The sequence below is a fragment of the Planctomycetota bacterium genome (genome assembly GCA_016872555.1).
Taxonomy (GTDB): Bacteria; Planctomycetota; Planctomycetia; order Pirellulales; family UBA1268; genus F1-20-MAGs016.
In genome coordinates, this window is the sequence record VGZO01000003.1 from 1 (window position 1) to 13,450 (window position 13,450).

General features: G+C 69.7%; 11 protein-coding genes and 1 tRNA gene. All 12 read right to left on the reverse strand.

Features of this window, described 5'->3' with window-relative positions; translation table 11 throughout:
* Positions 1-337 precede the first annotated feature (337 nt).
* The 12 genes from FJ309_01490 to FJ309_01545 all read right to left on the reverse strand — a co-directional run bounded on the left by FJ309_01490 (position 338) and on the right by FJ309_01545 (position 13,415).
* Complete coding sequence (locus FJ309_01490; protein ID MBM3953292.1) at positions 338-1,168, reverse strand: hypothetical protein; 831 nt, start codon at positions 1,166-1,168, stop codon at positions 338-340.
* A gap of 30 nt (positions 1,169-1,198) precedes the next feature.
* A complete protein-coding gene (locus FJ309_01495) occupies positions 1,199-2,074 on the reverse strand; it encodes an ABC transporter ATP-binding protein (protein MBM3953293.1) in 876 nt (291 codons plus the stop codon).
* Positions 2,071-3,000, reverse strand: a complete 930-nt coding sequence (locus tag FJ309_01500) for an ABC transporter permease subunit (GenBank protein ID MBM3953294.1) — start codon at positions 2,998-3,000, stop codon at positions 2,071-2,073. Before FJ309_01500 ends, FJ309_01495 begins: the two co-directional genes overlap by 4 nt.
* Positions 2,997-4,766, reverse strand: coding sequence for a hypothetical protein (locus FJ309_01505; GenBank protein ID MBM3953295.1), 1,770 nt, complete (start codon positions 4,764-4,766; stop codon positions 2,997-2,999). Before FJ309_01505 ends, FJ309_01500 begins: the two co-directional genes overlap by 4 nt.
* 47 nt (positions 4,767-4,813) lie before the next feature.
* A complete protein-coding gene (locus FJ309_01510; protein MBM3953296.1) occupies positions 4,814-5,119 on the reverse strand; it encodes a hypothetical protein in 306 nt (101 codons plus the stop codon).
* A gap of 81 nt (positions 5,120-5,200) precedes the next feature.
* Positions 5,201-7,135: an ATP-binding protein gene (locus FJ309_01515; GenBank protein ID MBM3953297.1), complete on the reverse strand. Its 1,935-nt coding sequence runs from the start codon at positions 7,133-7,135 to the stop codon at positions 5,201-5,203.
* A gap of 199 nt (positions 7,136-7,334) precedes the next feature.
* On the reverse strand, positions 7,335-8,084 hold the full coding sequence (locus FJ309_01520) for a hypothetical protein (protein ID MBM3953298.1): 750 nt from the start codon (positions 8,082-8,084) through the stop codon (positions 7,335-7,337).
* 265 nt (positions 8,085-8,349) lie between these two features.
* Positions 8,350-9,711, reverse strand: a complete 1,362-nt coding sequence (locus FJ309_01525; protein MBM3953299.1) for a hypothetical protein — start codon at positions 9,709-9,711, stop codon at positions 8,350-8,352.
* Positions 9,695-11,110, reverse strand: coding sequence for a Gfo/Idh/MocA family oxidoreductase (locus FJ309_01530; GenBank protein MBM3953300.1), 1,416 nt, complete (start codon positions 11,108-11,110; stop codon positions 9,695-9,697). Before FJ309_01530 ends, FJ309_01525 begins: the two co-directional genes overlap by 17 nt.
* Positions 11,111-11,424: 314 nt before the next feature.
* A tRNA-His gene (locus FJ309_01535) sits at positions 11,425-11,498 on the reverse strand.
* Positions 11,499-11,574: 76 nt separating this feature from the next.
* Positions 11,575-12,027, reverse strand: coding sequence for a D-tyrosyl-tRNA(Tyr) deacylase (locus FJ309_01540; GenBank protein MBM3953301.1), 453 nt, complete (start codon positions 12,025-12,027; stop codon positions 11,575-11,577).
* Positions 12,028-12,056: 29 nt separating this feature from the next.
* Positions 12,057-13,415: a replication-associated recombination protein A gene (locus FJ309_01545; GenBank protein MBM3953302.1), complete on the reverse strand. Its 1,359-nt coding sequence runs from the start codon at positions 13,413-13,415 to the stop codon at positions 12,057-12,059.
* Positions 13,416-13,450: the final 35 nt, after the last annotated feature.

The window sequence follows — 13,450 nt, forward strand, 5'->3', positions numbered from 1 at the left end:
GTCCGCTTGGGCGACCGCGGGAAACGCCGAGGGTTTCCCAGGTCGCCGTCGGCCGCATCCAGCGGCCGATCGACTCATCCTGAGCGTGTTCGTTCCGCTGCGGACAAAGCCATCCATGGCCCTCGCCGGCCGCGGGACGGCCGGCTCAGCAAGTCCGCTTGGGCGACCGCGGGAAACGCCGAGGGTTTCCCAGGTCGCCGTCGGCCGCATCCAGCGGCCGATCGACTCATCCTGAGCGTGTTCGTTCCGCTGCGGACAAAGCCATCCATGGCCCTCGCCGGCCGCGGGACGGCCGGCTCAGCAAGTCCGCTTGGGCGACCGCGGCCCGCCTGCCGCTTCACGCCTGTTCGCGGAGCAGCGGTGGCGGATCCTCGATGTCGTCGAGCTCCGGGGGCAGCTTGATCTGGCGCATCGTCTCGTCGGTGCGCCGCATCCCCTCGGCGACCTCGTCGACCCGCTTCGCGAGGTCGCCGACGTCGCGTGGCGTGACCGACGACTCGGCGAGCGCGGCGATCTTCGACTCCAGCCGCTCGACCTCGGCGACGATCACGGCGAGCTTGCGCTGCGCCTCCTCGACGTTGCCGAGTCGCGCCTTGTTGGTCCGCAGGTCGTCCTCGAGGACGGCGCGGAGGTCGGTGGACGAGGCAGTGCCCGAGGGGAGCGCCGCCAGGCGCTGCTCGAGGCTCGCGATCCGGCGGCGCAGCGACAGCTCATCGGTGTGGCCGAGGAAGTCGGAGATCGACTGGGCCCCCCGGATCATCCGCAGGTGGCCCCACAGCAGACGGTCGAGTGCTTCCAGCGATGCCGAGTCGATGCCGCCACGGACGCTGCCGGCGAGGTCGACGAGGCGTTCGCAGTGGGTCTTGAGGTGGTCGAATCGCTCGCGCAGTTCCGGCGACAGCGACTTGCGGATCCGCTCGAACGACTGCTGCGACTCCGCTGATCGTTCCTGCCGCCGTGCCTTGGCATCGCGGGCATCGATCGCCGAACGGAAGCGGTCGCTGCCGATCATGCTGGCGATGTAGTAGATCTCTCCCGCGGCCAGCAGCGGAAGGACGACGCCGGGAAAACCACTGATGTACGCGGCCGCGATCCCCCCGCCGAGGAACAGCAGGTTCCACTTCGTGGAGAAGGCCGCGTTGAGATAGCTGCCGATGCGCCCGAACACGTCCGCTCGTCCCCCGTCGGCCAGACCGTGTCAGAAGGGTCTCGTCGCTTCGGCCTCGATCCGCCCGAGGCGATCCTGGAGATGGTGAACCTTCTCGTGGAACCAGGGCTGTGACTGCGTTTCCCGCGCCGGCGCCGACGCCGCCGGCATGTGGATCTCCTCGACGATCCGCCCCGGCGTCGTCGCCATCACGAACACCCGGTCTCCAAGATACACCGCCTCCTCGACCGAATGGGTCACGAACAGGATCGTCGCCTCGACCTCGCGCCACAGCCGCACCAGCAGGTCCTGCATGTCCAAGCGCGTCGCCGGATCGAGGGCCCCGAACGGCTCGTCCATGAGGATCACCCGCGGCCTGAGGATCAGCGTCCGGGCGATCGCCACCCGCTGCCGCATTCCCCCCGACAACTCGTGCGGGTACTTGCCGGCGTCGCGCGTCGGGTCGAGCCCGACCCGGGCGATCCACTCGAGCGCCTCCGCTTCCCGCGCCCGTCGGCCGACGCCCCTGCACTCCAGCCCGAAGGCGACGTTGGCCAGCACGGTCCGGTTGTCGAAGCTCGTGTAGTCCTGGAACACCATCCCCCGGTCCGCGCCGGGGCCGACGACCGGCCGGCCGAGCACGCGCACGCTGCCGCTGGTCGGCGGATGCTGGGGAGCGAGGCCGGCGACAAGCCTCAGCACGGTGCTCTTCCCGCAGCCGCTCGGGCCGAGAAACGACGAGATCTCTCCATGGTCGACGACGTCGGGAATCGTGAACGTTACCCCCTCGATCGCCACGACAGCCCGGCCATCGGCGCCGGCGTAGGTCTTGCCGACGGAGAGAAACTCGACCGCGGCGGGGCGTTCGGCGGCCGCGGGGCCCGGCGGCGGGGCCGCGGCTGGTTCTCCCCCCGTCTCCGCGCTCATGGCCCGGCCTCCCCTGACCTCGCGCCCCACCACGCCCCGACGACGTCGTGGACGAACCAGGTCCAGGCCCGTGGCAGCAGTCCCTGGCCACCGTACCGGTAGGGGAACAGGTCGCACTGCAGCCACCACAGACCACGGTCGATGAGGTACGCGACCAGCGGGATCGTGAACAGGACGATCAGGATCGGCTCGCGCTGGCCGCGCCGCTGCGAGACGTTGATCAGGTCGCCGAGGCCCCCCGCGTCGCCCCCGAGCTTCACCACCTCGGCGAGCATCACGTAGCCGAACGCGATCCCGAACAGCAGCCGGAGCGAATTGAAGATCGCCGGCGCCGCGAGGGGAAGCAGCACCTTGAGGATGATCTGGAGCCGCGACGCCCCGAGCGTCAGCGCGGTGTCGACGTAGCGCTGCGGGACCTCGCGGACCGCGGCGGTCGTGTCGCTGACGACGAACGCGACGCAGGCGATGAACAGGAACATCACCTTCTGCAGCTCGCCGATGCCGAAGAAGAAGAACGTCAGCGGGATCAGGGCCGCGACCGGGATGTTGCGGCCGAAGATCGTCAGCGGCGCGAGAAACGCCCGCAACTCCGCGAAGCAGGCCGCCAACACCCCGAGCGGCACGCCGACTGCGGCCGCCAGTCCGAAACCGAGCACCACGCGCTTGAGCGTCACGGCGGTGTTGGTGGGGAGCCGCCCCTCGCCAAACACGCGCGGCGCGGCGCTGACCGTCTCGGTCGGGCTGGGGAGCGTGGCCGGCCCGATGAACCGGCTCTCCGCCTCGCCGGCGGTGGCGAGGAACCACAGCGCGGCGACCAGCGCGAGGCTGGTCATCCCCCACAACGCCGCCATCGCCACCGTCGTCTCGCCGCGCATCGGCGCCGCGGGGGGCCGGGGCATGGCGTCACGGGCGACGGTGTCGCTCATTCCTTCTCCGCGGAGTACACCTTGATCTCCACGCGACGGTTGAGGGCATGGTCGTCGGGATGGTCGTCGTCGGCGGGCCGATCCCAGCCGAGGCCATCGACGGCGAAGCGGTTGTCGTCGAGGTCGAACTTCTCGACGATCGCCTCCTTCACCGCCCGGGCGCGCTGCAACGACAATTCCTTGACCATCGTCGCCGGTACGGCCCCCTTCATCGAACTGTCGGTGTGCCCCTCGATCACGATCCGGGCGTTGCCGAATTGCTTCGCCAGGGCTGCCACCTCGTCGAGCACGAGGTCGACGCGCGGATCGTAGGGCTGTTCGACGTCCTTCCCGTCGATCTTCTTGATCACCGTCTTCCGCAGTTCGGAGCTGTTCGGGAAGAACTTGATGACGATCGTGTTGGTGAGGATCTCGTCGTTCTCGGCACGGATCTGGCCGACCGACCGCGGCTGGACCACGGCGGTGTACTCGTCCTTGGTCTCGGCGTATTTCGGCTCGGTACCGAGTTTCTGCAGGACCGAGAAATCCATCACCTGATCGAACGGCACGGGATTGTTGGAGATCGCCCCGACCTTCCGATACAGGTAATAAGCCTGCTTCCAGATCCGCTCGAAGTTGGCGGGATTGTTGCGGTTGAGGAAGAACTGGTAATTCTCCGCCCAGTTGGTCGAGTGGGCATCGCCGAGCATCGACAGCGCGTCGGCGGCCGGGATCGTGTACCCGTCGGCCATCAGCTGGGCGACGCGGGCCCGGACGTCTTCGCGATTCAGCTCGCTCATCGCGTCGAAGATGCCGCGCACGAGGGCCTCGACCTTGTCGGGGTGATCCTTGGCGAAGTCCGCCCGGGCGAACCAGACGTCGGCGATCAGCCGGTTGGCGGTCTTGGTCGTGACCAGCATCCGGTTGCCCTTGGCTTCGGCGAGGTTGTAGATGTCCGGGGCCCACGACACACAACCCGCGATGCTCTTGTCGCGGTTGAACGCGGCGGCCGCCTCGAACGCCGTCGTGACGTAGATCATCTCCACGTCGGCCGGCTGCAGCCCGCCGGCGACGAGCATGTTGAGGGCGAAGAACTGGCTCGGTGAGTTCTGCGCCATCACGAGCTTCTTGCCGGCGAGATCCTTGACCGTCTTGATCGTGTCGCGGACGACGATCCCATCGCCACCATTGGAGAAGTCGACCTGCTGGTAGACGCGCGGCATGATCCGCGAATCCTTGGCGAAGCTGTCGACGAACAACGGCAGCATGTCGAGCGTCGCCCAGCCGATGTGCACCTCACCGGCCGCATAGGCATCCCGCATCTGGACGGGGTCGTCGATCAGCACCAGCTCGACCTTGAACGGACGCCCCCCCGGCGCCTGCCAGACCTTGCCCGGCTTGAAGCCGTCGTTGGCGAGGATGATCGGGCTCCAGCCGGCCCAGACGTTGAGGGCGAAGCGGACGGTGTCGTTTTCCAGCGGCTTGTAGGCGCTGACCCCCTTCACCGGCGGCAGGCGCTCGGCGGGCTTGAAGGTGTATTCCTTCACGGTCGTGGGCACGGCGACGTCGGGGGCCTCGGACATGGGACCCCCGGCACTGCTCCCGCCGCCCCCCCCCGGCGCCGGTCCGCCGCCGCCCGGGCCGGGCCCTCCGGCCATCGGGGCGGCGCGCGGCGCCGCCACGGGGCGGTCGCCGAACATCCCCGCCCGCCACGCGGCCAAGGCGACCAGTCCGAGGATCACCGCCCACACCGCCAGCCAGAACGGAGCCTTGGGTTCGTTCGCCATCGTGTCCCTCGTGAAAAACGGCCGACCGGATCGTGACCGCCGTCAGATCAACCCTGAAACCGGGTCCGCGGCCGCGCCCGGCCCGCCATGTGAAGCATGTTCATCAGATCGTAGGCCGTGACCTCGCACAGCAGCTTGGTCACCTTCTCGTGGGCCTCGGGGGAGAGGAGTGGCTCGACTTCCTTCATCAAGGCAACGAGACGCTTCTCCTGGTCCTCGACTTCCTTCGAATCGACACGCCCGTCGGCAACCGCATCGACGAACGAGTCGAGCTTCCGCGCGTACTCCTGCAGCAGCGGCGCCTCGGTGGTGGCGTCGAACCAGGGGGTGCTGGGGCTGGAACCACGGGCCATGGTGAACTCCTCGGAGGTTTCTGATCAGCCTATCGGGAAAACGGTCTGCGGTCGTGGACGCCGCCGCTCGGCGGCCGCGGCTCAGGTGCCGGCCATGTCGCGTAATTCGGCCATCCGCTCCTGCAGGTCGGCGCGCCCGCCGGGGCGGCTGACGGCCTCGCGCCAGCGCTCGGGCAGGAAGCGTTTCTCGGTGCATTCGAGGACGGCGGCGATCTCCTGGGCTTCCTTCTCCAACCCCTGCGCCGAGGGAAGGAAGTCGGTGAGTGCCTCCTGGAAATCGGCATCGCCGATCTCGTCGCCGCCGGGAGCCGGTCGCCCTTCCTCCGCGGCGGCGGCGGCGCGCTCGAGCCCCTTGCGCCGCGCCGCCAGGACGATGCTCTCGATGTCGGCCCCGGACAGGCCGAGCTCGAGATCCACCTGCCCTGGCAGGCCCGGCGCCAGCTTCACGCGGCATTTCCGCGCCATCGCCTGGAACATCGCCTCCATCTCGGCCTGATCGTGTGGGTAGAAGAGGGGAATGTGGACTTCCGCCCGCCCCTGTCGCTTGAGGTCGATGGGGAGGCGATCGGGGCGGCTGGTGAGGAGCATCCAGACGATCTTGCCGCGGTAGCGGGTGTCTCCCATCTGCCGGGCGATCATCGAGAACACCCTGGCGCTGGTTCCCGAGTCACCACCGGACTCACGGTTGCCGAGGGCCGCATCGGCCTCGTCGATGATCACCACCACCGGGCCGAGGCTGCGGAGGACGCCGAGGGCGTGCTCGAGATTGCCCTCGGTCTCGCCGACGTACTTGCTGCGGAAGTTCTTCAGCTCCACGCACGGGATCCCGACGCTGCCGGCATAGCACTCGGCGATGAAGCTCTTGCCGGTACCCACCGGCCCGCAGATCAGGTAGCCCATCGGCGCGGCATCGAGCTGGCCACGACGGATCGCCTTGGCATCGGCTTCGAGGCGTGCCTTCGCGGCCTCGTGACCGGCGACGTTGTCGAGCGTCAGGCGTGGCTGGATGAACTCGATCAGCCCCCGGCACGACCGCTCGATGAGATCTTTCTTCTTCGCGCCGAACTCAGCCCCGTCGGGCGCCGTGCCCTCCCGCGCCGACAGCGTGACGATCGCCCGGATACTCTCGAGCGTGAGGCCGGCCGAGAGCTTCGACATGCGCTCGACCGCGTCCATCTGTCCGACCGGCACGCCCACGGCGCGGGCGGTGGCCAGGGCGAAGCGGCGCCGCTCGTCGGCGTCTGGGAGCGGCACCTCGATCGCGGTCACCGCCGGATTGGTGACGAGACGCGGATGGACCTCGGCCATCGTCTCGGCGAGCAGCACGATCGCGACGTTGACACGGCGGAGCAGTGGATTGGTCGCCCAGCCGACGACCCGGACGAGCCGGCCGGCGGTACCACGCGAGGCGCTCGCGGCATCGCCGTCAGGCACGAGGTACTGGGCATGGTCGAGGAAGACGGCGATCTTCTTGCGCTGCTCGGGAGGATCGGTGAGATTCCGCTCGAGGATCGCGTCGATCGCGGCCAGGGCGGCATCGGGCTCGCGCGGCCAGGCCGAGGCGTTGCCGAGCCGCTCGGAAAGCCATTGCACCATCGTGCGCAACCGCGACGGATCGGAGCCGGCCAACGGCCGCAGCCCCTTGCCCACGTCGTAGGCCAGGACCACGTCCCAGCTGCCGAAGACCTCGCGGGCGAGAAAGTCACCGACGGTTCCGAAAGCCGCCGCCGGATCAGCCGCAGGTGTCGTCGTCGCCGACTCGGGGCCGAGCGGCACCAGATCGCGGACGTTGCCATGCGCCAGGAAGACGCAACTGGTGCCCGACAGGTAGGCGTCGCCGAGCCGCTCCGCCCACGACGGACACCAATCAGGCAGGGCACCGCCGGGACGGGTCCCGGTGCCCAGCCCGGTCCGCGGGCCATTGGCAGCCGGCGTGGCGCCCGTCTCGGCAGGGAGCCTGTCCCGGTGGGCCGGAGGGCCTCCGATCGCCGACGCCCTCGATGAATCGTCGTTCACGGCACCTTCCGTGCGCCCGGGCGCACGCCTCGTCTGGCCATGGGTCCCACTGACGCCGGACCGTCGGTCGCGGGGGGTACGGGACACGCCGCCCGTGGGACGGGGCGCGGCCACGGATGGGCTGCACGATCCGTCGCCAGGCTGGCCGCAACGGTCCCCACGGAAAAGTCGGGGGCGTCGCCGTTGTGAACGGAGCGCCTCAGCCTGAGATCTGTCGGAGCCGTTCTGACCCGAGCAGCTTCTCGTCGTCCGTGACCTTCGACGTCTCGGGAGTCACCATCCCCAACTCGCGCTCGAACTCACGGAGGGCCGCGTCGGCCATCTGCGACTCGACTCGCTGCTCGTCCTTGATCTTGTCGAGCCCGTCGCCGGACAGGTCGGCGGCGACGCGCACCTTCGCGCGGTTGAGCCCGATCTTGTCCTGGATCACGTCCTCGATCTGGCCGAAGTCGGTGGTGACGTCGAACTTGAAGGTCGAGGCGAGCTTCGCCAACTCGGCTTCGGCCCGCGACATCTTCAGGTCGGCGTCGTACTTCTGGATCTTGTGCTTGAGGTCGGCGAGCTTCTTGGTGGCATGCTTCACTTTGGTGACGTTGTTGCCGTACGCCGTCTCGTGGAGCTTGAGCTGGGCCTCGTTCTCCTCGAGGTCCTTGCGAGCACGCTGCAGTTCGAGCGCGAACTTCGCCGCCGTCTCGCGCTCGCCCGCCTGGAGGTAGGCCTTGACCTGCGCCTCGAGTTTGGCGACGTGCTGGCGGTCTCCCTCGGCCTGACGAGCGACCCGCTCGACGAGCGCCCGGTACTGCTCCAGCCCCTCGCGCCCCTCCTTCATCTGGTCGACGGCCTTGTCGTATTCGTACTGCAGCTGCGCGATCGGATCGGCGGTCCAGAAAAAGTTGGCGATCTTGTTGACCTGGGCGGCCATCGCCTTCCACAGCTTGCCGAGGATCATCGGATCATCTCCAGGGTGCGGGTCGGGATCGGGAGCGGATCCCCGGGACCGTCGGCGAATCGCCCGAGAACCAGCGGCCTCCGCGGGCGGTGCCGGGGCCGGGCCCGCTGGAACGGGCGGACAGGACCCTCCGTCCGCCTTTTCAGCGAGATTCCCCAGGGGTCATCGTCTTACCCCCCCGCGCCACGACCGTCAAACGTCCTGCAATACCGCTGCCCTTGGCAGGGTCGGCAGGCCCGGCACCAGCGTGGCCGGACGGAACACGTCACTTCGTGACGACGATCTCGGGACGGGCCGAGCGGAGAGCCGCGAGGGCGTCGTCGGCGACCGGTGCGAAGCTGAGGTCGAGGGCCCGCAGCGCCGGCAGCCGCCCGACGGCCGCCAGGCCCGGCCCGGAGACCTTGGTGCCGGCCAGGTCGAGCGCGGCGAGCTTCGTCGAACCGGTCAGCCGCCCGAGCCCCGCGTCGGTGACCCGGGTGTTCCGCAGCACCAGCTTGGTGAGGGCCGGCAGCCGACCGATCGTGGTCAGCCCCTCGTCGCCGACCTTCGTGTCCCACAGGTCGAGGTCGGCGAGCTTCTCGAGCCGGCCGAGGTGGGCGACACCGGCATCGCCGATCCCCGTCTCCGCCAGGTCGAGGAGGACGAGATTGGTGAGGCCGGCGACGTGGACGAGCGCGGCATCGTCGATCAGCGTGCCGCGCAGTTCGAGGCGCTTGAGCTTGCCGAGACCCTTGAGATGGGCGAGCCCGTCGCCGCCGATGAACGTCCGCATCACGTTGATCTCGTCGATGTCCCCCTTGGTGGCGAACGGCGCCAGTCCGGCGTCGGTGATCTGGCCGTCCTCGGCGGCGAACCCGCGGAGCTTCGGCAGCCGGGCGATCGCCGCCAGACCGCGGTCGGTGACCCCGGGGCAGCGGAGTTTGACCCGCTCCAGGCTCGCCATCCCGGCGACGTGCTCAAGGCCGGCGTCGCCGATCAGCGAGCAACCGCGCAGATCGAGCACGCGGAGCTTGGTCAGGGGCAGGAGGTGGGCCAGACCGGCGTCGGTGAAATTGTTGTAGAGCAGGACGAGTTGCTCGAGGCCCGTGAGCTTCCCCACGGTCTCGAGCGCCGCATCGGAAAGGTTCGAGCTGCGGCGAAGGTTGAGGATCTTGAGGTTCCGCAGTTTCGCCAACTCGCCGATGCCGGCATCGGTGACGTCGGTATTCTCGAGGACCAACTGCTGCAGCGATCCGATCGCCGCCAGCGCGGGCATGCCGGCGTCGCCGATCTCGGCGCCCCAGACCTCGAGCGATTGCAGCCCCGGGAGCGTGCCGAGGACACGGAGGTCGGCATCGGTGGCGGGCCGGTTGGCGAGGTTCACCTTCGTCACCCGGCCGTCGGTCCCGTGCTCGACGCTCCCGCCGCGCGACTTGACCAGCGCGACGGCGGCGGCCTCCGCAGGGATCGGCTCGAGGGCCAGGGCCGGGGCGCCGCCGGCCGCGAGGGCCAGCGCCACGATCAGCGTTGCCCCACGCCGCGTCACGAGCGCGGACCGCCGGCCAGTTGCACCGTCGCCTGTCACAGCCCCTCCTTCACTGATCGATCCCTGCGTCCGCCGGCGGGTCGGCTCAGGCCGACCAGCCATCGCGGGCGGTCGGCCGGATGATCGCCTCCACCTCGGGGGCGTTCTTGGCGACCAACTTCACCGGATCCCACTCGATCTTCTTCCCCTTGGTTTCGGCCGCGTCGGCGGCCCAGACCGCGAGGTTCCCCAGCAGGATCGTCTCGGTGAGCGGTCCGGCGTAGTCGGGGAAGTTCGACATCGGCTGCGGGCCGCCCTTGATCGCATTGACCCACTCGATGAAATGGCCCGGCGACGGCGTGAACTCGGCGTCGGCGGGTGCCTTGCCGCTCTTGAGCTTGAAGCCCTTCTCACAGTAGTCGCCGGGGGCGTAGAGCGTGTCCTTGTCGCCGATGCAGAGGATGCCACTCGAGGCGGTCTTGAACGGCAGCGTCTCCTCCTTTCCGTCGGCGTCCTTCTTGGTCTCACCGGGGAAGCCGGCGAACAACCCCTCCTCGGGGAGCTTGCCGCCGTCGTACCACACCACCTTCAACCCCGCCCGGGCTCCGATCGTCGGGAAATCGAAGTCGATGATCGACCACTTCGGATAGGTCTCCTTGTTGTGGCCGCTGGTCAGCGCCTGGACGCTCGACGGGTCGCGGAGGTTGAGCGCCATGAACGGCATGTTGAACGTGTGGCAGGCCATGTCGCCGAGCGCACCGGTGCCGAAATCCCAGAAGCCACGCCAGCTGAAGGGGTGGTAGCCGGTGCCGTAGGGCCGGACCGGCGCCGGGCCGAGCCACAGATTCCAGTCGAGGTTGGCGGGAACCGGCGCCTCCGCCGGGCGCCCCCCGCCCTGCGGCCAGACCGGCCGGTTGGTCCAGACGTGCAGTTCCTTGACCGTGCCCAACCCTCCCGACTTGATGAACGCGGCGGCCTTCCGCAGCGAGCTCTCGGCGGTGCCCTGGTTGCCCATCTGCGTGGCGAGCTTCTTGGCGCGGGCCAGTTCACCCATCAGCCGCGCCTCGGAGATCGCCCGGGTCAGCGGCTTCTGGCAGAAGCAGTGCTTCCCCATCCCCATCGCCATCATCGCCGCGGCGAAGTGGGTGTGGTCGGGCGTGCTGACGGTGACGGCATCGATCTCCTTGCCGACCTCGGCGAGCATCTTCCGGTAGTCCTGGAACGTCTTCGCTCCCTCGAAGGCCTTCTCGCCGCGCTTCAGTTGGTTGCTGTCGACGTCGGCGACCGCGACCACCTTTCCGTTGCGGGCTGCGTCGGCCGAATCGCTCTGCCCCTTGCCACCGATGCCGATGCAGGCGAAGCGGATCTCGGAGTTGGCGCTCGTCGCCGGCTTGTCGTCGGCGCGGACCTCGGGAGCGATCCACACGCCACCGGCGATGCCGGCCAGCGCTCCGGCACCGGTGGCACCGGTGGCGATGAAGTCACGACGGGAGGCGCTGGAACGGGAACGTCGCGTGGCCATCGGAACATCTCCTGTGAACGGGACCGCAGGCCCCGCCGGGATCGGGATCTGATTCAACACCGTGAATGGCTGATCGAACCGTGGAGCCGCGAAGACCGATCGGCGTGACACCGACGACAGCACGCATGGCGTCCGGAGGTGATGGCCCGCCCACCGGGCCGACGCGTCGCCTCAAGCAAGAGAATAGCCTCCGCGAAAGGGCCGTCGCAACGGTCGTCGGCCCTACGGAACGGACGACGACGCGAGATGCCACGCCGCGGCACGCCTCGCGGGGCGCCGCCGCCCCGAGGCACCGCGCCGGTCGCGGCAGGAAGGGTGGCTGACGGGATTCGAACCCGCGACCCCCAGAACCACAATCTGGTGCTCTAACCAACTGAGCTACAGCCACCATCGGCAATCGCGGGGAGAGTGTATCACGTCCGCGGCTCTCCGCCCGCCGCCCCCGGCCGACGGTGCCGGGACCGTCACTCCCGCCGCCGGGAGTCGAGTGGAATCGTGACCGGCCCGTCGTTGACCAGACGGACCGCCATCGCCGCCCCGAACCGGCCGCACTGCACCGGGCGACCGAGCTGCACGGCGAGCGTGTCGAGGAACGAGTCGTAGAGCGGGATCGCCTCCTCGGGGCGGGCCGCGGCCAGGAAACTCGGACGGTTCCCGCGGGCGGTGCTGGCGTGGAGGGTGAACTGGCTGACCACCAGCACCTCCCCCCCGACGTCGATGACGCTCCGGTCGAACAGCCCCGCCGCGTCCGGGAAGATGCGCAACCGGACGATTTTGCCCGCCAGCCAACCGGCGTCTGCGGCGGTGTCGCCGACCTCGACACCGACCAGCACCACCAGCCCGCGCCCGATCGAGCCCACGGCGGCGCCGTCGATCGTGACCTCGGCCTCGCTCACCCGCTGGACCACCGCGCGCATCCCCTTCCCCGGTGTCGCCGCCGGGCTCCTCACGGTGCTGCCGCGCCGCCGCCATCCCCGCCGGGGGGTTCGTCGCCCGCCGCTCCGAGCCGCCGACGGATCTCGGCCAAGCGCACCGCGATCCGCTGCTCCTCGCCGCGGTCGGTCGGCTCGTAGTAGCAGCGCGGCACCCCGAGGTAGTCCTGCGCGGCGATCGCGTCCGGGGCGTCGTGCGCGTAGCGGTAGCCGTCGCCGCGGCCGAGGGCCCGAGCCGATGCCGAGTGGCCGTCGCGGAGGTGTCGTGGCACCGGGATCACCGCCTGCTCGCGGACGTCACGCCGCGCGGCGGCGATGGCGCTTGTGCAGGCGTTGCTCTTGGGGGCGACGGCCAGGTAGGTGACCGCCTGGGCGAGCGTCAACTGGCACTCGGGCAGACCGACGAACTCGGTCGCCTGCATCGCCGCCACGGCGACGAGCAAGGCCCGCGGGTCGGCGTTGCCGACGTCCTCGCTGGCGAGGATCACCAGCCGCCGGGCCAGGAAGCGCACGTCCTCCCCCCCCTCGAGCATCCGCGCCAGCCAGTACAGGCCGGCGTCGGGGTCGCTGCCGCGGATGCTCTTGATCAGGGCGCTGGCGCAGTCGTAGTGGGTGTCGCCGTCGTCGTACACGACCCCCTTGCGCTGCACGCTCTCACGCGCCAGTTCGAGCGTGAGCTCCAGCGGCCGCGTGCCGCTCGACAGCACGCCGACCTCGAGGGCGCCCAGGGCGCGCCGCGCGTCGCCGTCGGCCGAGGCGGCGAGGAACTCGCGGGCCGCGGCCGTGAGCACCACCTGCTCGCGCCCCAGGCCGTGTTCGGCATCGGCCAGGGCGCGGTCGAGGATCGTGGCGATCTCGGCGGCGGTGAGCGGTTCGAGGGCGAACAGCCGGCTGCGGCTCACCAGCGCGCTGGTGAGCGAGAAATAGGGATTCTGCGTCGTCGCGCCGATCAGCGCGATCACGCCGGCCTCGACGTCGGGCAGAAGCACGTCCTGCTGCGCCTTGTTGAAGCGGTGGATCTCATCGACGAACAAGCAGGTGTGGCCGCCGTCGTCCTCGAGCCGGCGCCGCGCCGCGTCGAGAACCTCGCGAACCTCCTTCACTCCCGCCGCCGTCGCCGACAGCTCGACGAACCGGCGCTTCGTCTCGCGCGCGATGATCTCGGCGAGCGTCGTCTTCCCCACTCCCGGCGGACCATGGAGGATCACCGACCCCAGCCGGTCCGACTCGATCAGTCGACGGAGCAGCCGCCCGGGACCGACGACGTGGTCCTGCCCGACGTAGTCGGCGAGCCGGCGCGGCCGCATCCGCGCCGCCAGGGGCGCGGCACGGGCGACGTGGGCGGCCCGCGCGGCGGCGAACAGATCGGCCATCACGAGGTTCCGGGGCGGGGGCAGATCGGCAGCGT